Origin of the sequence: Nocardiopsis sp. NPDC050513 (assembly GCF_044457925.1) — a bacterium.
GTDB lineage: Bacteria > Actinomycetota > Actinomycetes > Streptosporangiales > Streptosporangiaceae > Nocardiopsis.
On the sequence record NZ_JBITHK010000015.1, the window covers coordinates 14,313 to 37,626 of the forward strand.

Consider the following 23,314-nt stretch of genomic DNA (forward strand, 5'->3'; position numbering starts at 1 on the left):
CTGGTCTGGCGGCAAGAACACGCCGATCGACCAGCTGTTATGACTTAGCGTAAGCGAGTTCTGACAGTATGCGAGCGATGAAGGTATCGGATGCGCTCAGTGCCACAGTCCTGCGGTTGCGCCGCTCCCGGGGGGACGCGCCCGCCGGGCTGGTCGCGCCCGTCCGTTCGGACCGTCGCACCAAGAACCTGACCAAGCGGCTCCACCCCGGCGACATCGCCGTCATCGACCACGTCGACCTCGACAGGGTCAGCGCCGAGGCGCTCGTCGGCTGCGGGGTCTCGGCGGTGCTCAACGTCGCGCGCAGCATCAGCGGCCGATACCCCAACCAGGGCCCGGAGATGATCGTCGCGGCCGGGATCCCCCTGGTGGACGACGTCGACCCCGAGGTGTTCACCCGGGTCCGCGACGGAGAACGGCTGCGCCTGGAGGGGGCCGCCCTCTACCGGGGCGAGGAGGTCGTCGCGCGCGGCGTCCTGCAGGACGCCGCGACCGTCGAGACGGCGATGGCCGGGGCGCGCGCCGGGCTGGCCACCCAGTTGGAGGCGTTCGCGGCCAACACCATGGCCTACCTCCAGCACGAACGCGAGCTGCTGCTGGACGGCGTCGGCATCCCCGCCATCGCCACCGGCATCGACGGCCGCCACGCCCTCATCGTCGTCCGCGGCTACCACTACCGCGAGGACATCGCCGCCCTGCGCCCCTACATCCGCGAGTTCCGACCGGTGATCATCGCCGTCGACGGGGGAGCGGACGCGGTCATGGAGGCCGGCTACCGGCCCGACATCATCGTCGGCGACTTCGACTCGGTCTCCGACCGGGCGCTGAGCAGCGGCGCGGAACTGGTCGTGCACGCCTACCGCGACGGCCGGGCGCCGGGCCTGTCCCGCCTCACCGACCTCGGGTACACCGCGGTGGTCTTCCCCGCCACCGGCACCAGCGAGGACGTGGCGATGATGCTGGCCGACGGGGCGGGCGCCGCGCTCATCGTGGCGGTCGGCACCCACGCCACCCTGGAGGAGTTCCTCGACAAGGGGCGCTCGGGGATGGCCAGCACCTTCCTCACCCGCCTGCGCGTGGGCGGCAAGCTCGTGGACGCCAAGGGGGTCAGCCGCCTGTACCGTTCGCGCATCTCGCCCTGGGCCCTGCTGGCCCTGGTCGCCGCCTGCCTCCTCACCATCGTCGTCGCCGCCTACAGCTCTCCGGCGGGCCAGGTCTACCTCACCTTCCTCGCCGCGCGCTGGGACGCGTTCTCCTACTGGATGGCAGGGCTGTTCACGTGATCGACTTCCGCTACCACCTCGTGTCCATCGTCGCCGTGTTCCTCGCACTGACGGTGGGGCTCGTGCTGGGCACGACCATGCTCCAGGACCCGCTGCTCAACACGCTCCAGTCGGAGACCGCCGACCTGCGCGGGCAGAGCGAGCAGCTGCGCACCGAGCGGGACGCGGCCGAGCGCGTCGGCGCCGGGGCCGACACGTTCGCCGAGGCCCTGTCCGAGGAGGTGCTCGCCCGCCGGCTCGACGGCGTGGGCGTGGTCGTGGTGGCCGCGCCCGGCGCCGACGCCGGTGTGGTCACGGCGCTGGCCGACCGCGTGGAAGAGGCCGACGGCGAGGTCGTGGGCCGGGTGGACCTCACCCCGGAGCTGGTGGACGGGGACAACGCGACGTTCGTCGGCGAGCTCGCGTTCCAGGTGGCGCGCGACCCCGACCGCCTCACCGGGAACGCGCACGAGCGGGCGGGAGCCGAGCTCGGCCGGGCGCTGGCGCACGCCGGGCGCACTGACGAGGCGCCCGCCGACGGTTCGGGAACCGGCGACGGGAGGAAGGACGAGGGGGAGCAGGAGGAGCACCGCGACGACCGCGCGGCCGCCGCCGTGCTGGCCGCCTTCGCCGAGGGCGGGTTGGTCGCGCTCCAGGGCGAGCCGGCCGAGGCCGCCGACGCGGTGGTCGTGGTCGCGCCCGCGTTCGGCTCGGAGGGGGACACCGAGACGGCGCACGCGGTGCTGACCACGCTCGTGTCCGCGCTGCGGGCCCAGGTCGGTCCGACCGTGCTGGCGGGTGACGCCGCCTCGGCCGGGCCGGGCGGACTCCTCGCCCGTGCCCGCGCCCAGGAACCCGCCTACTCCACCGTCGACCTGGCGGGCCGGCCGATGGGCGACGTGATCGCGGTGCTCGCGCTGGCGGCGAGTCTGCGGGAGCCCGGGGCCGCCTACGGAGTGGGGGAGGGCGTCGTGGGCGTCGTTCCCGAACCGCTGCCGGGCCCGAGGTACACCGGTGACGGGGACGAGGGGGACTCCGGGAGCGGGGACTTCGAGGACGGTGACGGGTCGGACCACGACGTCCGCCGTGCCACCCGGGGCGAGGAGTGAGCCCGGTGGGCGTGGCCGCGCCCCGTCCCTCCGCTGGACGCGCCCTGTTCCAGGGGCTGGTCGGCGCGGCCGTGGGAGCGGTGGCCGCCCGGGCCGCCTACCGGCTGCTCACCCGCCCGGGACCGGACGGCGCGCGGCCGTCCGGCGCCGGGTCGGCGGACGGGTCCGGCAGCGGTGCGGCCCCGGACTCCCCCGGGGCGTGGCGGCGGACCAACTTCCGGGGCCGCCCGGTCACCCTGCAGGAGGGGCCCGCCCTGGCCTCGGGGGTGTGCGCGGCGAGCCTGCTCACGCCCGGACTGACGCCCGGGGTGCGCGCCGCCTGTGCCCTGGCCGCCGCGGGGGCCGCCGTGTTCGGCGCCTACGACGACCTGTCCGGGTCGCCCGCCGCGCGCGGTCTGCGCGGGCATCTGGGCGCGCTGGCGCACGGGCGGGTGACGACCGGTCTGGTGAAGATGGTCGGCATCGGCGCCACCGGTGTGGCCGCGGCCGCCCTGCTGCGCCGGTCCGCGGCCGACACCCTGCTGGACGGGGCGCTGATCGCGGCGAGCGCGAACCTGGTGAACCTGTTCGACCTGCGTCCGGGCCGGGCGGCCAAGCTCGCTCTGCTGACGGCGGCCCCGGCGCTGGCCTCCCCGGCCGCGCCCCTGGTGGGTCCGGTGGTGGGGGCGTCGGCCGCGCTGCTCCCCGACGACCTGGCCGAGCGCTCCATGCTGGGTGACGCGGGAGCCAACGCGCTCGGCGCGGCGCTGGGGGTGGCGGCCGCGGCGCGCGCGCCGCGGCCCGTGCGTCTGGCGCTGCTCGGCGGGGCGGTGGCACTGACACTGGCCAGTGAGCGCATGAGCTTCTCCCGGGTGATCGACAGTGTGCCCGCCCTGCGTCGTCTCGACCGGTGGGGCAGGTGCGTGTGAGGGGACCACGGTGTCTCGCGCCGTCCTCGGCAGCGGGGTGACGCGCGGCGTCGGCGCGGCGGCGGCGGTCATCGCGGTGGCCACCGTCGGGGCGCGGCTGGCGGGGTTCGGCCGGACGGTGGTGTTCTCCCAGACGGTGGGGGACACCTGTCTGGGCACCGCCTACGTCACCGCGAACCAGGTGCCGGCGGTGCTGTTCGAGATCGTCATCGGCGGGGCGCTGACCGCGATGGTGGTGCCGGTGCTGGCCTCGGCGGTGGGGCGCGGCGACCGCGACCGGGTGCGCGCCACCGTCTCGGCGCTGGTGACGTGGGTCCTCCTGGCGGCCGTCCCCCTGTCGGTCCTGCTCGCGGTCGGGGCGGTGCCCGTGGCCGCGCTCATGCTGGGTCCGGCGGCCGGATGCGACCACGCCGACCTGCTCGCCGTCGCCGCGCGCATGCTCGTCGTGTTCGCCCCCCAGATCGTCTTCTACGGGCTGGCGGCGGTCCTGTACGGGGTCCTGCAGGCGCACCGCCGCTTCCTCGCCCCCGCCCTGGCCCCCCTCGTGTCGAGCCTCGTGGTCGTCGCCGCCTACCTCGCGTTCGTTCCGCGGGGCGCGGGGCACCGTCAGGACGTCGGATCCCTGCCCACCGGGGCCGAGCTCACGCTCTCGCTGGGCACCACGGCCGGGGTGGTCGCGCTGTTCCTGACCGTGTTGGGTCCCATGTGGCGGTTGGGACTGCGGCCGCGACCGCGGCTGGCCTTCCCGCCCGGAGTGGGGGAGCGGGTCCGTGCGCTGGCCGCCGCCTCGCTGCTCCCGCTCGTGGGCATGCAGGCGTGCCTGCTGTTGTTCGTGGCCTTGGCGAACCGGGGCGGCGGTGCGGGCGCGGCGGTGCTGCACACCTACGCGTGGGCCCTGTTCACACTGCCGTACGGGGTGCTGGCCGTGCCGATCGCCACCAGCGCGTTCACGGCGTTGGCGGTGGCTCACGCGGAGCAGGACCACCGGGGCTTCGCCGTGCTGGTCTCGGGTGCGACCCGGGCCACGGTGGTGGCCACGGCGGGTGCGGGCGCCGCGCTGGCGGCGGCAGCCGCCCCGGTGGCGGCGGTCTTCGCCCAGGAGGATCCGCTGGCGTTGGAGCGCGCGCTGCTCGCCTACGCGCCGGGTGTGGTGGGGTTCGGACTGGTGGCCCTGTTGAGCCGGGCGCTGTACGCCTCCCACCACGGCCGCCGGGCGGCTGCGGCGCAGGTCGCCGGCTGGGGTGTGGTGGCGGCGGGCGCGACCGTCCTGGTGTGGGCGGCGCCCCCGCCGTGGACGATCGCGGCGCTGGGCGCGGCGGTCACGGTCGGCCTCACGGTCGCGGCGGGACTGCTGTGCGCGGGGTCGGTGCGTGCCCACGGCGGCGCCGCGCTGGCCGGGGTGGGCCGGTCGTTGGCCGCCTCGGCGCTGGGGGGTGTCGCCGGGTGGGCGGTGGGCCGTACGGTCGCGGCGGTGTTGCCCGCGGAGCAGGCGTGGCGGGCGGCGGGCTCCGCGGTGGTGGCGGGGATGGCGGGATTGGCGGTGTTCGTGCTCGTGGCGGCGTTGGTGGATCCGTCCGCGCCGCGGGCGGTGGCCGCCCGCGCGCGGAGCGTACTCGAAGGCAGGAGGGCAGAGCGGTGAGCCGCAGGATCGCGCTGGTCGTCGGGACCAGCACCGGAGGGGTCGGTCGACACGTGCGGTCGTTGGCCGAGGGGTTGAGGGAGCGCGGCCACCGGGTGGCGGTGATCGGTCCGGCCTCGGCGGACCGCGCGTTCGGGTTCACGGAGGCGGGGCTGCGGTTCGCCCCGGTGCCGATCGGGGCGGCTCCGTCGGTGGGCGACCCGGCGGTGGTCCTGCGGTTGGGGGCGCTGGTCGGCGGCGCGGACGTCGTCCACGCGCACGGGATGCGGGCGGGGGCGCTGTGCGCGCTGGCGGGGGTGTCGCCGCTGGTCGTGACCGCGCACAACGCGCCGCCGTCGGTGAGCGGGCCGCTGTCCACCGCCTACCCGGTGCTGGAGCGGATCGTGGCGCGGCGGGCGGACGTGGCGCTGGGGGTCTCGGGCGACCTGGTGCGGCGGCTGCGCGCGGCCGGGGCGCGCCGGGCACGGATGGCGGTGGTGGCGGCGCCGCCGGTCGGGGAGCCGCTCAACGGGCGTGAGGCGACGCGGGCCGATCTGGCGGTGCGGCCGGAGCGCCCGCTGGTGCTGACGATCGGGCGTCTGGTCGGGCAGAAGGGGTTGGACACGCTGTTGGCCGCCGCCCCGTCGATCGCCGACCGGCGTCCCGAGCCCGTGGTGGCGATCGCGGGGGACGGGCCGTTGTGGGGTGTGCTCCACGACACGGCGGCCGAACTCAAGGCGGACGTGCGGATGCTGGGGCACCGGACGGACGTGGCGGACCTGTTGGCGGCGGCGGACGTGTTCTGCCTGCCCAGCCGGTGGGAGGGGCCGTCGCTGGTGATCATGGAGGCGCTGCGTGCCGGGCTGCCGGTCGTGGCCACACGGGTCGGCGGCATCCCCGACCTGTACGGCGGGACGGTGCGCATGGTCGCGCCGGACGACCCGGGGGCGCTCGCGGCGGAGGTCGGGCGGGTGCTCGACGATCCGGGTCTGGCCGAGGAGCTGCGCTCGCGCGCACGGGAGGCGGCGAAGGCACTGCCCACGGAGGAGGACGCGGTGGCGGCGGCCGACGGCGTGTACGCGGAGGTCGCGCGCCGGTGGAGCGCCGCCCGCGGGCCGTCCTGGTGACGTCCGGGCCGGGCGGAGCGTTCGGGCCGGGCGTGCCGCCGGCCGCGGAGGTAGTGGCCGCCTCACCCTCCGGCATGGCGAACACCACCCCGGGGACGACTTCCCTCGGTGCCCGATTGATGACATGCTTGGTGCGGGTCGGCCTTCGCCCGCATGTCATGAGGTGCGCGCCGGTACCCTGTCACGTGAGGGGAGTATCCCTGTCGCGGCGGAGCCGTCATCACGGAGCACACTGTCGTGTTCCCGGTTCCGTCGGTTCGTCCCGGTGTCGGACGAGCGGGAGAGACCTCCGGTAGTCAGACGTGCGCGCAGTGCTCCCGTGCGCACCGACCGGAGGAGTTCCCGTCCGTGAACGTTCCCTTGTGGGTATGGGCCGCCACGATTCTCGGCATGGTCGCCGTCCTGGTGATCGACCTGGCCATCGTGGACCATCCCTGGAGTAAGAAGAAGGGTCCCCAGGAGTTCGGGATCCGCCAGGCCGCCTGGTGGGCGGTCTTCTACGTGGGTCTGGCCATCGTCTTCGGTCTCGGTCTGATGTACTTCGGCGGGTCGACGGCCGGGGCCGAGTACTTCGCCGGGTTCATCACCGAGAAGAGCCTGAGCGTCGACAACCTCTTCGTGTTCTACCTCCTCATGGGCGCCTTCGCGGTCCCGAAGAAGTACCAGCACGAGGTGTTGCTGATCGGCATCGTGATCGCGCTCGTCATGCGCGGTTTCTTCATCGTCCTCGGCGCCCAGGTGATCAACGCCTGGAGCGAGGTCTTCTACCTCTTCGGCCTCTTCCTCATCTACACCGGGTACAAGATCGTCCGGGACCACCTGAAGGGCGACGAGGAGCAGCAGGACTTCACCCAGAACCCGGCCGTGCGCCTGGTCAAGCGCTTCTGGCCGGTCACCGACGACTACCACGGCGCGCACATGACCGTGAAGCTCGACGGCAGGCGGCACGTGACCCCGATGCTCCTGGTCATCGTCGCGATCGGTGTCGTCGACCTCGTCTTCGCCGTCGACTCCATCCCGGCGATCTTCGGCCTCACCCAGGACGCCTACATCGTCTTCACCGCCAACGCCTTCGCCCTGCTGGGCCTGCGCCAGCTGTACTTCCTCCTGGCCGGGCTGATGGACAAGCTGGCCTACATCAGCTGGGGCCTGTCCGCGATCATGGTCTTCATCGGTGCGAAGATGATCCTGCACGCGCTGCACGAGAACGGCGTGCACGCACCGGAGATCGGTATCGGCGCCTCGCTGACCGTGATCATCGGCATCATGACGATCACCATCGTCGGCAGCCTGGTCAAGTCCCGGGCCGACGAGCGCCGGCGGCAGGCCGTGTCCGTGGGGGCCGAGGGCGACGACGCGCGCGAGCGCACCTGACCCGGGCGGCGACGCGTCCTCCGTCCGGACCCGTTTCCCGAAACAGCGTAGTTCGAACGCCTGTTCGTCTATAGTGGTGGTGCCCGACGCGGAGTCGTCCGGGTACCACCACTTCTTCGAGGTGGAAGAAACCGCCGGCGGCGGTCGTTAGTCTTGTCGGACGGGAGGGACCGCGGGGTCCGCGTCCCCTTCCCACCCCCTTCGCGCCCGGTTCCTGGGCCGGGGTGGCCGCCGACGATTGATCGTCCACCGGACCGCGAAGTCCACACACGGGTCAGCCGACGTCGCGCGACGAGGTCCACGTCCTGTGCGCACAAGCCGAAGGATGTCTCACTCGATGGTCGAACAACTGGTAGTCCGGGGAGCCCGCGAGCACAACCTCAAGGACGTCTCGCTGGACCTGCCGCGCGACTCCATGATCGTGTTCACCGGCCTGTCCGGTTCCGGCAAGTCCTCGCTCGCCTTCGACACGATCTTCGCCGAGGGACAGCGGCGCTACGTCGAGTCCCTGTCGGCCTACGCCCGCCAGTTCCTCGGGCAGATGGACAAGCCGGACGTCGACTTCATCGAGGGGCTCTCGCCCGCGGTGTCCATCGACCAGAAGTCCACCAGCCGCAACCCCCGCTCCACCGTCGGCACCATCACCGAGGTGTACGACTACCTCAGGCTCCTGTGGGCGCGCGTCGGGGTGCCGCACTGCCCCGAGTGCCGCCGCGAGATCGCCCGGCAGAGCCCCCAGCAGATCGTGGACCGCGTCCTGGAGATGGCCGAGGGCACCCGCTTCCAGGTGCTCGCCCCGGTCGTGCGCGGCCGCAAGGGCGAGTACGTCGAGCTCTTCAAGGACCTGCAGAGCAAGGGGTACACGCGCGCCGTCGTCGACGGCGCGGCCGTGCGTCTGGACGACCCTCCCAAGCTCGGGCGCTACGACAAGCACGACATCGCGGTCGTCGTGGACCGGCTCAGCGTCAAGGCCTCGTCCCGGGGCCGCCTCACCGACTCCGTGGAGACGGCGCTCAAGCTCGCGGGCGGCACCATCGTCCTGGACTTCGTCGACCTGGCCGAGGACGACCCCGAGCGGGAGAAGGTCTTCTCCGAACACCTGTACTGCCCCTACGACGACCTGTCCTTCGAACAGCTCGAACCGCGTTCGTTCTCCTTCAACGCCCCCTACGGCGCCTGCCCCGACTGCTCCGGCCTGGGCACCCGCATGGAGGTCGACGCCGACCTGCTCGTGCCCGACCCGGAGAGGACCCTGGCCGAGGGGGCGATCGCCCCGTGGACCGGCGGCACCAACTCCGGGTACTGGGACCGCATCCTCACGGCCCTCGGCGAGGCCGTCGGCTTCGATCTGGACACCCCGTGGGAGAGGCTGCCGCGCCGCGTGCGCAAGGCCATCCTGGAGGGCCACGACACCCAGGTCCACGTCACCTACCGCAACCGGTACGGGCGCAACCGCTCGTACTACACCGAGTTCGAGGGCGTCGTCCCCTGGGTCAAGCGGCGGCACGCCGAGACCGAGAGCGACTGGGGCCGCGAGCGGCTCGAGGGGTACATGCGGACCGTGCCCTGCCCCACCTGCGAGGGCACCCGCCTCAAGCCGGTGGTGCTGGCGGTGACGGTCGGCGGCAGGTCCATCGCCGAGGTCGCGCAGATGTCGCTGAGCGAGAGCGCGGCCTTCCTCGCCGACCTCAAGCTGTCCGACCGGGACATGGTCATCGCCGCCCAGGTGCTCAAGGAGATCAACGCCCGACTGGGCTTCCTGCTGGACGTGGGACTCGACTACCTGAGCCTGGCCCGCGCCGCCGGTTCCCTCTCCGGCGGCGAGGCCCAGCGCATCCGCCTGGCCACCCAGATCGGGTCGGGCCTGGTGGGTGTGCTCTACGTCCTGGACGAGCCGTCCATCGGCCTGCACCAGCGCGACAACGCCCGGCTGCTGGAGACGCTCCAGCGCCTGCGCGACATCGGCAACACGCTCATCGTCGTCGAGCACGACGAGGACACCATCCGCGCCGCCGACTGGGTCGTGGACATCGGCCCGGGGGCGGGCGAGCACGGCGGCCACGTCGTGGTGTCGGGCATCGTGGACGAGCTGCTCACCTCGCCGGACTCGATGACCGGCGACTACCTGGCCGGGCGCCGCTCCATCGCGCTGCCCGCGTCGCGCCGCGACCGCACCCGGGGCCACGAGCTGGTCGTGCGCGGCGCCCGGGAGAACAACCTCCACGGGATCGACGTCACCTTCCCGCTGGGCGTGTTCACCGCGGTGACCGGGGTGTCCGGGTCGGGCAAGTCCACGCTGGTCAACGAGATCCTGTACAAGGCGCTGGCCAAGGAGCTCAACGGGGCCCGCGACGTCCCCGGCCGCCACCTGCGGGTCAACGGCACGGGCAAGGTGGACAAGGTCGTGCACGTCGACCAGAGCCCGATCGGCCGCACCCCGCGCTCCAACCCGGCGACCTACTCCGGGGTCTTCGACCACATCCGCAAGCTCTTCGCGCAGACCACCGACGCCAAGACGCGCGGCTACCAGCCGGGCCGGTTCTCGTTCAACGTCAAGGGCGGCCGGTGCGAGGCGTGCTCGGGCGACGGCACGCTCAAGATCGAGATGCAGTTCCTGCCGGACGTGTACGTGCCCTGCGAGGTGTGCCACGGGGCCCGGTACAACCGCGAGACCCTCCAGGTGCGGTACAAGGGCAAGAACATCTCCGAGGTGCTCGACATGCCCATCGCCGAGGCCCTGGAGTTCTTCGAGCCGATCAACGCCATCCGCCGCCACCTGCAGACCCTCACCGACGTGGGGCTGGGGTACGTGCGTCTGGGACAGCCCGCCACCACGCTGTCGGGCGGCGAGGCCCAGCGGGTCAAGCTCGCCGCCGAGCTGCAGCGGCGCTCGACCGGGCGGACGGTGTACGTGCTGGACGAGCCGACCACCGGTCTGCACTTCGAGGACATCCGCAAGCTGCTGGGTGTGCTCAACCGCTTGACGGACTCGGGCAACACGGTGATCGTGATCGAGCACAACCTCGACGTGATCAAGACCGCGGACCACGTGATCGACATGGGACCCGAGGGCGGCTCCGGCGGCGGCCGGGTGGTGGCCCAGGGCACCCCCGAGGACGTCGCCGCGGTCGCCGAGTCCTACACCGGCCAGTTCCTGGCCAAGATCCTCTGAACCGCACGCCCGCGACCCGCCCAGGAGGTCGGACGCCACCATGAACCAGCCACCCCCGGACCCCCGCTGGCGCGCGCACGGGCAGGGGCGCCCGTACCCGGGCCCCCAGGGACCCGCGGGACCCTCCGCGCCCGGTTCCCCCGGGCCGGAGGAGCGGCTGTACCCGTTGGCCTCCTGGGGGCCGCGGGCGCTGGCCCGCGTCATCGACATGACGGTCGTGGCGCTGCCGGTCCTGCTGGTGGCCCTCGTCCTGGCGCTCGTCTGGTTGGGCGCGCGCAACCTGTTCGGCGGGTCCGGCGACGGCGCCCGCAGCTACGGGTACTTCCTGGCGGTGACGTTCTTCGTCCTGTACACGGGCTATGAGGCGTTCGCGCTGGCCCGGTGGCAGCAGACCCTCGGCAAGCGGATGATGGGCCTGCGGGTGGCGCCCGTGGCCGGCGCCGGCCGCCTGGGAGCCGTGCCCACGGCGGCCCTGCTCGTCCGCGCCGCGATCTTCGGGCTGCCCGTGCTTCTGTCGGCGCTGCCGGGCTGGCCGTTGTGGATCGTGGTCGCGGCCGTGGCAGTGTTCACCGCCGGAATGGCCGCCTGGGACCGGCCCAACCGGCAGGGGATCCACGACAAGATCGCCGGAACCGTGGTGCTCGACGTCAGCTGACCGCGCCCGGGTGGCCGGACCCACCCCCGGTCGGGAGCGCTCCGGCCGCCTACGCAGGTGGGAAGCACGGGCACAACCCCGCTGCAACCCTGACATGAAGGAAGGTCCCAGCCTAGGCTGGCAGTGCACACTCACCAGCCGAAGACGGGACCTTCGTTATGGACGAGGCTATCAGGATCGGCCCCGAGCTCAAGGAACGCCGAGAAGACGCCGGACTCACCCAGGAAGCGCTCGCCGACCGGGCAGGTGTCTCGGCCGACTACGTGGGCCGCCTCGAACGCGGTGCCCGGGTCGGTTCACTACCCAGCATCGTCAAGCTCGCCCGAGCCCTGGACTGCGACCCCGGTGACCTCATCCGCAAACGCGCCCGCCTGACCCCCGTGGGCACCTCCTCGGTGATCGCCGTACGCAACGCGATCTTCGACCCCCAGCTCCTGTTGCCCGATCGCCCTCAAGGCCGCCCGGCCTCCCCCGAGGAGTTGATGCGCACGGTCCGACGCGGCTACGGGGCGTACTTCGCAGGAGAGTTCGGAGCGCTCGCCGCACTCGTACCCGACCTGCTCCGAGACTGCCGGATCGCCGAGTACGAACACGGCACCGACGCCGTCGCGGCACCCTACGCACACGCCTACGACCTCGCGAGCGCCCTGCTGGTCCACACCGGCAAGGTCGACGCCGCACTGACCGGTGTGGAACGCGCGATCACGACCGCTCGCCAAGGCGATGACCCCTACCGCCCCGTGAGCTTCACGGGCACCTACGCGTGGGTGCTTTTGCACATGGGCCGCTACGCCGAAGCTGAGGATCTCGTGGTGCGTGCAGCCGAATGTGTCGCTCCGAGAATGGGTGACCGCGACCAAGCACGGATCGCGGTATGGGGCGGGCTGCTCATGCAGGCCGCCGTGCTGGCAGGATCAGACGCTCACCGATCGGACGCGGACCGGCTCTCGTCTGCGCGACAGTTCCTGCGAGACGCTCGGTCGGCTGCTGTTCAGATGGACCAGGACTCGCGCCGGTACTGGATCAGCTTCGGTCCGACCCAGCTCGCGGTCCAGTCGGCGCACATCTACACCGTCCTGCGCAAGCCCGCCGAGGCACTCAAGGCCGCTGGGAAGGTGGACGTCCGGCAGTTGCTGTCAATCCAGTACGGGCGGCACCTGCTGGATGTGGCGAAGTCTCAGTCTCTGCGTCGTCGGACCGATGACGCCATCGAGACGGCCGCGCAGGCGCAAGCTCTGTCGCCGGAGTGGTTCCGGCACCAGAAGTTCGGAGCTGCGCTCACCGAAGAACTGCGGCGGCGTAAGGCGCGGATGAGCGACCCGTTGGCGGGGCTCGTGTCTGCATTCCGCACCACCAGCGAGTAGCCCGGACGGAGCGTCCGGGTTACTGACACGTCACTCGTGAACCCGGACGCTCTGTCCCTGGGAACTCCATCGAACTCTGCGTAGCGTCTCCCTCACCTACCAGTGAGGGAGGTCCACGATGGCGCGAACACGCGCGCTCGAAAGGGAGTCGCTGCACGGCCCATGGCCCAGCGACCACGGCAGTGAGCAGCGGCTGGGACAGTTGCGGCGCACGTACCCCGGATGGCGCTTCTGGCGGTCCAGGGACGAGGACCAGTCAGCCCGCGAGTGGTGCGCCGTGCGTATCACCACCCCCGCCTCGGGCAGGCCGCAGGAGCTGACCGCTGACACCTACGACGACCTCGTGCAGCAACTGGAGGCGTCGTGACGCACCGACCCCGGCAGAAAGCCGAACCGGTGGCACCGGCAAGGCCGCGGTTGGTGGACGACCGTGACCGTCAGGTCGCCCAGTTCCACAGGGAGTTTCCGGGCTGGGAAGTGTGGAAGTCCCCCGGCTGGTGGTGTGCCCTGCGAACCGGCGCGGACAACGGTCTCGTCGGTGTCACCGCAGCGAGCATCACCGAACTCCGTGTGCGGCTCTTCGAGGCGCTGAGGGTCACGTCAACAGCAACGCACCAGTGAAGCCGCCTACCGCGTTGCGCGCCTGATCCCCGTCTCCGTTCGGATCAGGCCCCAACCACATTGAAACGGCCCGGCGGTGCAGCGAACACCCCGGGCCCGGTCTACCTGAAGAGGCAGGCAGACATGAGGATCGTACTGTTTTCACGACACCGGTCGCGCCGAGTCCGGCGCTACACCCGCCCCTCTGCCCCGTCCTCCCGCGTCCGGGCCTACGTGGCCTGGCCTGGCGGCGACCTCGCCTCGCTCTCCCTGGCTGTGAAGATCCTGCTGCGAGGCGCCGCATGATCGACACCGACATGGGCGACCTGCTCGCCTCGATCCGGGACGCGCTCACTCTCCCGGCCGCGCCGACCGACACCGGCCGCGCCGACCGGGACGCCTTGGAGCACACCCGCGCCGACGCCGTCCGCCGGGCGGTCGACTACGCGGCTGGAACCGGCGACCTGGTCGGCGCGGTCGATCTGCTCGACAACGCGATCGCGGCCTCGCCGATCACCTACCAGACCGGTCACGAGCGGGTGCCCCGCCAGGGGGTGGTGGCGCGATGAAGCACCGACGCATGGTGTGCGACATTCGTGAGCTGCCCGACGTGTCCGCCCTCAAGCAGTGGGCCGCCGAGCGTGGCACCGTCGTCCACTACCTGGGTCCCGATCTGAAATGCCACGCGGTCTACGCCGCGGTCGTAGGGCCGGTGATCCGGGTGGCCCGCTCGCGATATCGGGATCCGCACCCGCACACGCTCGTGTGGGAGTCCCCCTTGGAGAACCTGCCCGACGCCGTCGCGTCGGTCTGAGCCGGGTGCGGCCCCTGCCCCCGCTGGGGCCGCACCCTCCCCCGCGGAGGGGATCCACCCGGTGCATTGGCACCGCCAGCGGACAGCACGACTACATCCAGGAACCACCCGGCGAGCAGGACCGGATCCGCACTGCGACCTGCCGCCACTGCCGTGACGTCCTGACCGTGACCAGATAAACCCCGCAGACGGATGAGTCCGTCAGCCGAGACGGAGATCCGCCCCGATAACGGGCACCACCACAGACCCGCGTGCCTGGCTGGTTCCGCCCCAGGCACGCGGGAGCAAGCGCCGTCCCCCTTCGGGAACGGTGCCCACCCAGTAGGGATCACCCGCTGGGCAACCGTCAACACCAGCAGAAGAGGAGAACGCGGTGAACGACTTCACCCCACCGCCCACGAGCGAACAGGTGACCGGCCTGTTCCTCGCGACCCGCCGCGCGGTCGTGCAGACCCCGGCGCAGAGCCACGAGTACAAGAAGTCCTCGGGGTCGGGCGACGCCGCCCACACCTACGACACGACCGCCCGCTAACCACCTGATCCGCTGAACGACGCACGCCCCGGAGCAGCCCCCATGTTGCGATTGCAGTTGACCCCTTACAGCGAGAATCCGACCTGGCACTGGTCCGGGGCGTGCTACAGCACCCTGGACACCCGCAGCCGCATCGAGCCCTTCGACCACCCGATGGTCGAGCACCTGGCCGCGACCGACGGACGGCGCACCCTGCTCGTGGTCCGCGAACGCGTCGCCGACCGGACGGTCTGCGATCCCGAGGTTCGCGACCTCACCCCCGCCGAGTACGACCAGGCCCGAGACGCCGTTACCGGCTGGCCGACCGACTTCGTCCTCGTCGAGACCGAACCCGACCGGCCGGTGCGCGTCACCGCTGGTTCGGCCCGGACAACCCCTCTCTACCTGGCCACTGACGGCACAGCCCTGGTCGGGTCGTGGGACATGGCGGACCTGCGCCCACACGCCACCGGGCTCAACCCCAAGGACGTCTCTCGGCTGCTGATCTACCGGCCCCGCTACTCGACGGAGACGCTGTACCGGGGTGTGCACCGGCTCACCGAGCGCGCGACCGCGCACTTCGGCGGGCACTTGTGGATCACCTATCCCGATCCCGCCCTGCATCGCACGCCTCGCGAGTTGGCACCGGACGCCGACGTCTTGGGGGCGTTCATCTCGACCATGGACACGGCGATGGACCGCCGCCCCTGGGCTGAGGAGACCACGCTGTTCCACCTGACCGGCGGGTTCGACTCGGGCACCGTGGCCACCCGCGCGGCCGAGCGGTACCCGGGCCGGTTTCCCACGGCCACGCTGTTGATCGGCGGTCCTGGGCGTGAGCAGCAGATCCGGCGTCGCGCCGAGATCCGCGACCGTGTGCGGTTCGCCGACTCGGACCTGGTCGTCGACGCCATGCGGTACCTTCCGCTCTCGCCTGACTGCCCCTGGGTCAACGGCCGCGTGGTCAACCCCACGGAGGAGCCTTTGCACCGGCCGTTCGTCGAGATGGCACGCTCGATCGCCGCCGCTGGGGCCCGCACCGTCGTGACCGGCCTCGGGGGAGACGAGATGGTCGCCCTCACCCAGGAGGAGGAGCCCCACAAGGGGCTCGGTGAGGTCACCGACGCGCAGATCCTCCCGTGGGTCGGCCCGCGGGTTCCGAGCGTGCTGGAGTTCGCCGACGACGGCATCGCTCCCCCGGCGCTGATCAACTCCATGACGTTGCTGACGCTGGAGACGACCGCCCCGGTACTTCTCAAGCATGGGCTGTGGCCGGTGCACCCGTTCGCGGACCCGGACATGGTGGCGCTCGGCGAGCAGCTCCCGTTCGCCTGGCGTGAGCTGAAGCAGCTTCAGCGGCGTCGCTTGGCCGGGCTCGGGATGAGCGACGACGTCGTGTATCCGGTGGAGCGGGAGAGCTTCGCCGAGGTCGTCGAGCACGCCCTGACCACCTACGCACCCAAGCTGTTCGCTCGTATGCTGGCCGAGGGTTCAGTGCTGTTCGATGAGGGTTTGGTGGACCCCGACGGGCTGCGTACCGCGGTCGACCGGCTGACTCCCGGGCGCTACGTCGAAGAGCGCGACGCGAAGATCCTGGAAGTGTTGAGCCTGCACCTGTCCGCCACCGCCTTCCTGCACTGAGAGGACCAGTCGTGTTCACCATGCGTCCCGCCACCGAGGCCGACACTCCTGGAGTCGCGTCGATGATCACCGCGCGCTGTGACTGGATGGAACAGCGCGGGCTGGAGTCATGGCGTGAGAACGTCGACGACCTCGCCGGACAGGCTGGAAGCGGCTTCATGTGGGTACTCGAAGCCGAAGGTCGCATCGTCGGATGCACCACGGTCATGACCCAGGCGCCGCCGAAAGACTGGACGTCTGAGGAGGCGGCCGAGGAGTCCCTGTATCTGTTCACGACCGTCACCGACCCCGGGTACCGGGAGCACAAGCCTGGAACCCTGATCGCTCTGTGGGCGGTCGACCAGGCCGCGCGTCAGGGGCGACAGTGGGTGCGGCGGGGATGCTTCTTCCCCGAGCTGGTCAAGTACTACGAGACCCAGGGGTTCGCCCTGGTCAAGGAGATGGACCGGCGAGCCGGTCACCTGTACTTGCTCGCGCGCCGAGCGGAGCGCCTTGACCTGGACGAACTCGGTCTGACGGCGGTGGTCACCATCTGATCCCGAACCGGCCCAACCGGCAGGGGATCCACGACAAGATCGCCGGAACCGTGGTGCTCGACGTCAGCTGACCGCGCCCGGGTGGCCGGACCCACCCCCGGTCGGGAGCGCTCCGGCCACCTACTACACTCCGTAGTGCTCAAACGGTGCAGGTGAGGAGTGTTCGGACGTGGCCGGTCAGAGAACGTGCGGGTGCGGGATGAGCAGGCGGCGCCTGCTCGGAACTGCGGGGACGGCCGCGGCCGTCACGGCCACGGCCGCCGCCTGCGGAGGCGAGGCGCCCAGGCCCCAGGAGGCGCGGTTCGGACAGGTGGTCGGCCAGACCACGGACGTGCCGGTCGGCGGCGGCGCGGTGTTCAGCGACAGCAAGCTCGTCGTCACCCAGCCCGAGGAGGGCGACTACCGGGCCTTCGGCGCCTCCTGCACGCACGGCGGCTGCACGGTCCAGGAGGTCACCGAGGTCATCGGGTGCCTGTGCCACGGCAGTCGGTTCGACCTGGTCACCGGTGAGCCCGTGGCCGGTCCGGCCACCGAGCCCCTGGAGTCCTTCACGGTGACCGTCGACGGCACCGACATCATCCTGCAGTCGGCGTCCGGGGCCTGAGCGGCCGGACCGGCGCCGGACGCGCGCGGGGCCCGGAACACCGAACGGAGTGTTCCGGGCCCCGCGTTCGCGTGGGTCAGCCCTCGTCGGAGTCCTTGTCCCTGTGCTCCACGAGCGCCTTCTCGGCCTCGCGGGCGCTCGCGCCCCTGCGGAACGCCGACGCGGGGAACTGGGCGGCGTAGTCCGCGTCGTCCCCGCCGGAGACGAACTCGGTGCGGTTGCGCGGCAGCGACTCGGGGTAGTGCTCGACCAGCCAGCCGACCAGGTGCTCGCGCATCTGGCACGCGATGTTCCACTGGTCGCCGGAGTCGGCCGCCGTGGCGACCACCCGCACCTGGACCAGACCGTCGCCGAGGATGTCCACGACCTGGCAGGACCAGCTGCGGCCGTCCCAGTACTCGCTGGAGGTGATCAGGCGGCCCGCCTCCTCGCGCAGTGCCCCGATCGGGACCTCCCAGTCCAGCGGCAGCATGACCTTGGCGGTGATCTGGGTGCTCTGCTTCGTCCAGTTCTCGAAGGCCATGGTGGTGAAGTTGGCGACCGGCACGACCAGGCGGCGCTCGTCCCAGATCTTCACGGTGACGTTGACCAGGCTCAGTTCCTCCACCCGGCCCCACTCGCCCTCGATGACGACCACGTCGCCGATGCGCAGCGCGTCGCTGAAGGCCAGCTGGAGCCCGGCGAACAGGTTGGCCAGGGTGGACTGGGCGGCCACACCGGCGACGATGCCGATGATGCCCGCCGAGGCCAGGAGTCCGGCGCCGAGCGCGCGCACCTCGTCGAAGGTGAACAGGATCGCCGAGATCGCCAGGACGACGATGATGGAGGTGATCACCCGCCGCAGCAGCCGGACCTGGGTCTGGAGGCGGCGGGCGCGGCGGTCGGCGTCACCGTTGGAGGTCGACAGGCGCGCCAGGATCATGTCGGTCGCGGCGTAGGCGAGGCTTATGCCCAGACCGGTCAGCGACCCGATCATCAGGATGACCATCAGGTGGTCGATGGTCTGGTAGATGCTCCACTCCACCTCGCCGCGGTCGGGCAGCGCCAGGTTGGCGCCCACGACCGCGCCGGCGGCGTAGGCGGTGAAGGTCGAGCGCGCGACCACGAACCGGGCCTGCGGCCAGATCCGGCCCAGCTGGTGGTTGAGCAGCCAGTGGATCACGAAGACCAGCAGCAGGGAGATCGCGACGGCGACGCCGATCGCGATCCATTGGCCAGCTGACACGGCGGTGGGCCCCCTCGTCGTCCGGGTTGGGAAGTTCGTCGGTACCCGCCCAACCTAGAACATCCCGATACGCACTCGTGACGTTTGACCGGTGTGACGTGGGAGCCGCGGGTGGCCGGATGTCCCCGGCACCGACCAGAATGGAGGTATGGCTGCGACTCCACACCTGCGTCCCGCACCCGGATCCATCCCGCGCGACCCGGGCGTCTACCGGTTCCGCGACGCCGCGGGGCAGGTCATCTACGTCGGCAAGGCCAAGAACCTGCGTGCCCGGCTGTCCTCCTACTTCCGCGACTTCGCCGGTCTGCACCCGCGCACCCAGCAGATGGTCTCCACCGCCGCCGACGTCGACTGGACCGTCGTCGGCACCGAGGTGGAGGCGCTCCAGCTGGAGTACTCCTGGATCAAGCAGTACGACCCCCGGTTCAACGTCAAGTACCGCGACGACAAGAGCTACCCCTACCTGGCGGTCACCCTGAACGAGGAGTTCCCCCGCGTCCAGGTGATGCGCGGCGCCAAGCGGCGCGGCGTGCGCTACTTCGGCCCCTACTCCCACGCCTGGGCCATCCGCGAGACCGTCGACCTGATGCTCCGGGTCTTCCCGGTGCGCACCTGTTCGGCGGGGGTCTTCCGGGGCGCCCGCAACAGCGGTCGGCCGTGCCTGCTCGGCTACATCGGCAAGTGCGCGGCCCCGTGCGTGGGAAAGGCCACCCCCGAGGAGCACCGCGCGCTCGTGGAGGACTTCTGCTCGTTCCTCGCCGGCGACACCGGACGGTTCATCCGCGGACTGGAGGCGCGGATGGCCGAGGCCGCCCAGGAGATGGAGTACGAGCGCGCCGCCCGCATCCGCGACGACATCGGGGCCCTGCGCGCCGCCCTGGAGAAGCAGGCCGTCGTGCTGCCCGACTCCACCGACTGCGACGTCATCGCGATGGCCGACGACCAGCTGGAGGCGGCCGTGCAGATCTTCCACGTGCGCGGCGGCCGGATCCGCGGGCAGCGGGGGTACGTGGTCGACAAGGTCACCGACGCCGGTCCCGACGAGCTCATGGAGACCTTCCTCGGCCAGCTCTACGGCGGAGCGGAGGAGGCGGCCGACGAGGACGGCGGCACCGGTGGCGCCGTCCCGCGCGAGGTCCTGGTCTCCGACGCCCCCGCCGACACCGGCGCCGTCGCCTCGTGGCTGTCCGGGCTGCGCGGCTCGACCGTCGACGTGCGCGTGCCCCGGCGCGGGGACAAGAGGGACCTCATGGAGACGGTGGCCAAGAACGCCCGTGAGGCGCTGGCCCGGCACAAGACCCACCGAGCCGGCGACCTGAGCACGCGCGGCCGGGCCCTCAACGAGGTCCAGGAGGCCCTGGACCTGCCCGAGGCGCCGCTGCGCATTGAGTGCTACGACATCTCCAACCTCCAGGGCGAGCACGTGGTGGCGTCCATGGTGGTGTTCGAGGACGGCCTGGCCCGCAAGTCCGAGTACCGCCGCTTCAGTATCCGCGGGTCCGGCGAGGGCGGCGCGGAACAACACGACGTGGCCGCCATGTACGAGGTGATCAAACGCAGGTTCACCCGCTACCTTGAGGAGAGCGCCCGGGCGGGCGAGGTCGCCCGCATGGGGGAGAGCGGCGACCACGGAGACCGTCCGGCGGGGGACGCCCCGCCGCCCGGAAAGTTCGCCTATCCCCCTAACCTGGTGGTGGTCGACGGGGCCCGGCCCCAGGCCGAGGCGGCGCGCCGGGCACTGGAGGAACTGGGGATCGAGGACATCGCCGTGTGCGGTCTGGCCAAGCGCCTGGAGGAGGTGTGGCTGCCCGACGACGAGGACCCGGTGATCCTGCCCCGCACGGGCGAGGGTCTGTACCTGCTCCAGCGGGTGCGCGACGAGGCGCACCGCTTCGCCGTCGCCTACCACCGCCAGAAGCGGGCCAAGGCGCTCACGGGCAGCAAACTGGACGACCTGCCCGGTCTGGGCCCGACCCGCAGGACAGCGCTGATCAAGGAGTTCGGGTCGGTCAAACGGCTGGCCTCGGCCACGGCGGAGGAGATCGCCGCGGTCCCGGGCATCGGCCCCAAACTGGCCGAGGCCGTGCACGCGCACCTGACCGGTGAGCCCGCCGGAGGGGGCGGCCGAGGCGATGGGGCGCCAGCACAGCAAGGCACTGACGGGGGAGGAGACACATGACGGTCGAACTGGGCGGCGAACTGCCGCCGGAGGTGGTCATCGTCACCGGGATGTCCGGTGCGGGACGGAGCACGGCGGCCAGAGCGCTGGAGGATCTGGGCTGGTTCGTGGTGGACAACCTGCCGCCCGGGCTGCTGCCGACGATGATCGAACTGGCCGGGCGCACGCACGGAGCGGTGCCGCGGGTCGCCGTGGTGGTGGACGTGCGGTCGCTGGCCTTCACCGAGGACCTGCTGTCCACGGTCGAGGAACTGCGCAAGCGCGACATGACCGCGCGGGTGCTGTTCCTGGAGGCGGGCGACGACGCGCTGGTCCGCCGCTTCGAGGGTGTGCGCCGCCGCCATCCGCTGCAGGGCGAGGGCCTGCTCACCGACGGCATCACCCGCGAGCGTGAGACCCTGCGCGCGATCCGTGGCGAGGCCGACCTGGTGATCGACACCTCCCAGCTCAACGTGCACCAGCTCAAGGCGCGCGTGCTCGGTTTCTTCGGGGAGGACGGCGAGGGCCGCATCCGCGCCAACGTCGTCTCCTTCGGGTTCAAGCACGGACTCCCGGTCGACGCCGACCTGGTGCTGGACTGCCGGTTCCTGCCCAACCCCCACTGGGTGCCCGACCTGCGGCCGATGAACGGCCGGGACGCCCCGGTGCGCGACTACGTCCTGTCCCAGGACGGCGCCAAGGAGATGCTGGAGAGCTACTCCGAGGTGCTCAAGCTGACCATCGACGGCTACCAGCGCGAGGGCAAGCACTACATGACGCTGGCCGTGGGGTGCACGGGCGGTAAGCACCGCAGCGTCGCCATGGCCGAGCAGTTCGGCGACCGGCTCCGCGCCCAGGGCGTGGACGTGCACGTCGTGCACCGGGACGTCGGACGGGAGTAGCTCCCCGTGCGGACCCGGGCACCGTACGCAGAGTGAGCGGAATCGCCAAGAGCGGTGTCTTCGCTTAGATTGGCCCGGTCACCGCTGGTGTCGGCCCTCCGGGGCCGGTGTCCGGCGGTCCTGGGCGCGGGTCGACCGCCTGCCCGCCGTCCCCGGCGGGCGCGGTCGCGGGCGCCAGCCGCACACGGGACGAGGGGCAGGCCAGGGTCATCATGTCGAAGAGCACGGCGCTGGACGGTGACGGGACGCGCCCGCCGCGCGTGGTCGCGCTGGGCGGGGGGCACGGCCTGCACGCCTCCCTGTCCGCCCTGCGCAGGGTGACCACCGACGTCACCGCGATCGTCACGGTCGCCGACGACGGCGGGTCCAGCGGCCGACTCCGGCGCGAACTGGGCGTGCTTCCCCCCGGCGACCTGAGGATGGCCCTGGCGGCTCTGTGCGGCGACGACGAGTGGGGGCACACCTGGAGCCAGGTGATCCAGCACCGGTTCCGGTCCGAGGGCGAGCTGCACGGCCACGCGGTCGGCAACCTGCTGATCGTCGCGCTGTGGGAGCTGCTCGGCGACTCGGTGGCGGGCCTGGACTGGGTCGGTCAGCTGCTGGGCGCGCACGGGCGGGTGCTGCCGATGTCGTCGGTGCCGTTGGACATCGCGGCCGAGGTCGCCGGGATCGACCCCGGCCGGCCCGAGGAGCTGACCACGGTGCGCGGTCAGGTGGCGTGCGCGAGCACCAGCGGCCAGGTGCGGTCGATCTCCCTGATCCCCGAGGCGCCGCCCGCCAGCCCGCAGGCGGTCAAGGCGGTGCGCGAGGCCGACTGGGTGGTGTTCGGGCCGGGGTCGTGGTTCACCAGCGTGCTGCCGCACCTGCTGGTCCCCGATCTTGCGCACGCCCTGGTCACCACGCGTGCCCGGCGTGTGGTGGCGCTCAACCTGTCCCCGCAGCAGGGCGAGACCGACGGGTTCCGGCCCGAGACGTACCTGGAGGTGCTGCGCGACCACGCGCCCAAGCTGGGGGTGGACGTGGTGTTGGCGGACCGCGGCACCGTGGAGGACGCCGCGCCGCTGCGGAGGGTGGTGCGCGACTTGGGCGGCCGCCTGGTGTTGGACGACCTGGGCCGCGACGACGGCACGCCCCGGCACGACGCCGAGCGGCTGGCGGCGGCCTTCGAGCGGATCCTCGAAGGGTGACCGTCGCCGCAGGCGTCGGTCGAAGGCGGCGGGAGCGCGGTGTTCGCGGCGCACCCGCGCGGGGAACACCGGCGTCATGGCTGTTCACGGTGTGCGTGTTGAGCGGGTCTACGACGCGGTGCGGGCGCGCGGGCACCCGGAGGAGGGGCGCGAGCCCCCTGCGGGGCGGCTCTTCCTCGTGGACCGGTTGTGGCCGCGCGGTGTGTCCCGGGCGTCGTTGGAGGGTGTCGGCTGGCTGCGTGAGGCGGCCCCCAGCACCGAGCTGCGGAGGTGGTTCGGCCACGACCCGGGGCGCTTCGCGGAGTTCGCCGAACGCTACCGCGCCGAACTCGACGCCCGCCCGGAGGCGCTGGAGCCGGTGCTGACGGCGGCCCGCGGCGGTCCGGTCACCCTGCTGTACGCGGCCAGGGACACCGAGCGCAACCACGCGCTCGTCCTGCGCGCCTACCTGGAGGAGCGCCTGTCCGCCGAGGCCGGGGGCAATTGACCGCACACCGGCACGAACGACGACACGCCCATGCTCTGACCAGGAGCGGGATGGGCAACA

22 protein-coding genes are annotated in these 23,314 nt (G+C 71.9%); 21 read left to right on the forward strand and 1 reads right to left on the reverse strand.

What is annotated here, in order from left to right; translation table 11 throughout:
* Window positions 1–77: 77 nt before the first annotated feature.
* From steA to ACIBFB_RS23035, 17 genes are all read left to right on the forward strand, one after another.
* Window positions 78–1,283 carry a putative cytokinetic ring protein SteA gene (gene steA / locus ACIBFB_RS22955; RefSeq protein ID WP_397233377.1) on the forward strand — a complete coding sequence of 402 codons (1,206 nt, stop codon included), beginning with the start codon at window positions 78–80 and terminating at the stop codon, window positions 1,281–1,283.
* Complete coding sequence (locus ACIBFB_RS22960; RefSeq protein WP_397233379.1) at window positions 1,280–2,371, forward strand: copper transporter; 1,092 nt, start codon at window positions 1,280–1,282, stop codon at window positions 2,369–2,371. The genes steA and ACIBFB_RS22960 overlap by 4 nt, the downstream gene beginning before the upstream one ends.
* Before the next feature lie 5 nt (window positions 2,372–2,376).
* Complete coding sequence (locus tag ACIBFB_RS22965) at window positions 2,377–3,279, forward strand: hypothetical protein (protein ID WP_397233381.1); 903 nt, start codon at window positions 2,377–2,379, stop codon at window positions 3,277–3,279.
* Window positions 3,280–3,289: 10 nt separating this feature from the next.
* Window positions 3,290–4,918: a murein biosynthesis integral membrane protein MurJ gene (gene murJ, locus ACIBFB_RS22970; protein ID WP_397233383.1), complete on the forward strand. Its 1,629-nt coding sequence runs from the start codon at window positions 3,290–3,292 to the stop codon at window positions 4,916–4,918.
* A complete protein-coding gene (locus tag ACIBFB_RS22975; RefSeq protein WP_397233385.1) occupies window positions 4,915–6,024 on the forward strand; it encodes a glycosyltransferase family 4 protein in 1,110 nt (369 codons plus the stop codon). Before murJ ends, ACIBFB_RS22975 begins: the two co-directional genes overlap by 4 nt.
* A gap of 348 nt (window positions 6,025–6,372) precedes the next feature.
* Window positions 6,373–7,398 (forward strand): TerC family protein, encoded by a 1,026-nt coding sequence (locus tag ACIBFB_RS22980; protein ID WP_397233387.1) that lies wholly within the window; start codon window positions 6,373–6,375, stop codon window positions 7,396–7,398.
* A gap of 337 nt (window positions 7,399–7,735) precedes the next feature.
* Entirely contained in the window at window positions 7,736–10,570 is a 2,835-nt protein-coding gene (gene uvrA, locus ACIBFB_RS22985; protein ID WP_397233389.1) for an excinuclease ABC subunit UvrA, read from the forward strand.
* Window positions 10,571–10,610: 40 nt separating this feature from the next.
* The gene (locus ACIBFB_RS22990; protein ID WP_397233391.1) at window positions 10,611–11,225 is read left to right on the forward strand and encodes an RDD family protein; all 615 of its coding nucleotides are present in this window, start codon (window positions 10,611–10,613) and stop codon (window positions 11,223–11,225) included.
* 158 nt (window positions 11,226–11,383) lie between these two features.
* Entirely contained in the window at window positions 11,384–12,589 is a 1,206-nt protein-coding gene (locus ACIBFB_RS22995) for a helix-turn-helix domain-containing protein (protein WP_397233393.1), read from the forward strand.
* Window positions 12,590–12,707: 118 nt separating this feature from the next.
* Window positions 12,708–12,956 carry a hypothetical protein gene (locus ACIBFB_RS23000; RefSeq protein WP_268643232.1) on the forward strand — a complete coding sequence of 83 codons (249 nt, stop codon included), beginning with the start codon at window positions 12,708–12,710 and terminating at the stop codon, window positions 12,954–12,956.
* 53 nt (window positions 12,957–13,009) lie between these two features.
* Window positions 13,010–13,210, forward strand: coding sequence for a hypothetical protein (locus tag ACIBFB_RS23005; RefSeq protein WP_241479766.1), 201 nt, complete (start codon window positions 13,010–13,012; stop codon window positions 13,208–13,210).
* Window positions 13,211–13,491: 281 nt separating this feature from the next.
* A complete protein-coding gene (locus ACIBFB_RS23010) occupies window positions 13,492–13,758 on the forward strand; it encodes a hypothetical protein (protein ID WP_397233396.1) in 267 nt (88 codons plus the stop codon).
* On the forward strand, window positions 13,755–14,003 hold the full coding sequence (locus ACIBFB_RS23015) for a hypothetical protein (RefSeq protein ID WP_397233398.1): 249 nt from the start codon (window positions 13,755–13,757) through the stop codon (window positions 14,001–14,003). Before ACIBFB_RS23010 ends, ACIBFB_RS23015 begins: the two co-directional genes overlap by 4 nt.
* 373 nt (window positions 14,004–14,376) lie before the next feature.
* Window positions 14,377–14,535: a hypothetical protein gene (locus tag ACIBFB_RS23020; RefSeq protein WP_017602384.1), complete on the forward strand. Its 159-nt coding sequence runs from the start codon at window positions 14,377–14,379 to the stop codon at window positions 14,533–14,535.
* 42 nt (window positions 14,536–14,577) lie between these two features.
* On the forward strand, window positions 14,578–16,155 hold the full coding sequence (locus ACIBFB_RS23025) for an asparagine synthase-related protein (RefSeq protein ID WP_397233400.1): 1,578 nt from the start codon (window positions 14,578–14,580) through the stop codon (window positions 16,153–16,155).
* 11 nt (window positions 16,156–16,166) lie between these two features.
* Complete coding sequence (locus tag ACIBFB_RS23030; RefSeq protein ID WP_397233402.1) at window positions 16,167–16,691, forward strand: GNAT family N-acetyltransferase; 525 nt, start codon at window positions 16,167–16,169, stop codon at window positions 16,689–16,691.
* Window positions 16,692–16,890: 199 nt separating this feature from the next.
* The gene (locus ACIBFB_RS23035) at window positions 16,891–17,295 is read left to right on the forward strand and encodes a Rieske (2Fe-2S) protein (protein ID WP_397233604.1); all 405 of its coding nucleotides are present in this window, start codon (window positions 16,891–16,893) and stop codon (window positions 17,293–17,295) included.
* A gap of 76 nt (window positions 17,296–17,371) precedes the next feature.
* Here ACIBFB_RS23035 and ACIBFB_RS23040 read toward each other — a convergent pair whose 3' ends face one another.
* Window positions 17,372–18,520: a mechanosensitive ion channel family protein gene (locus ACIBFB_RS23040; RefSeq protein WP_397233404.1), complete on the reverse strand. Its 1,149-nt coding sequence runs from the start codon at window positions 18,518–18,520 to the stop codon at window positions 17,372–17,374.
* Between the two features lie 148 nt (window positions 18,521–18,668).
* Between ACIBFB_RS23040 and uvrC the strand changes: the two genes are divergently transcribed.
* The 4 genes from uvrC (at window position 18,669) to ACIBFB_RS23060 (ending at window position 23,254) form a co-directional block, all read left to right on the forward strand.
* Window positions 18,669–20,699, forward strand: a complete 2,031-nt coding sequence (gene uvrC / locus ACIBFB_RS23045; RefSeq protein ID WP_397233406.1) for an excinuclease ABC subunit UvrC — start codon at window positions 18,669–18,671, stop codon at window positions 20,697–20,699.
* On the forward strand, window positions 20,696–21,580 hold the full coding sequence (rapZ, locus tag ACIBFB_RS23050; RefSeq protein WP_397233408.1) for an RNase adapter RapZ: 885 nt from the start codon (window positions 20,696–20,698) through the stop codon (window positions 21,578–21,580). The genes uvrC and rapZ overlap by 4 nt, the downstream gene beginning before the upstream one ends.
* A 212-nt stretch (window positions 21,581–21,792) precedes the next feature.
* The gene (gene yvcK, locus ACIBFB_RS23055) at window positions 21,793–22,767 is read left to right on the forward strand and encodes a uridine diphosphate-N-acetylglucosamine-binding protein YvcK (protein ID WP_397233410.1); all 975 of its coding nucleotides are present in this window, start codon (window positions 21,793–21,795) and stop codon (window positions 22,765–22,767) included.
* Between the two features lie 76 nt (window positions 22,768–22,843).
* Complete coding sequence (locus tag ACIBFB_RS23060; protein ID WP_397233412.1) at window positions 22,844–23,254, forward strand: DUF488 domain-containing protein; 411 nt, start codon at window positions 22,844–22,846, stop codon at window positions 23,252–23,254.
* Window positions 23,255–23,314 lie beyond the last annotated feature (60 nt).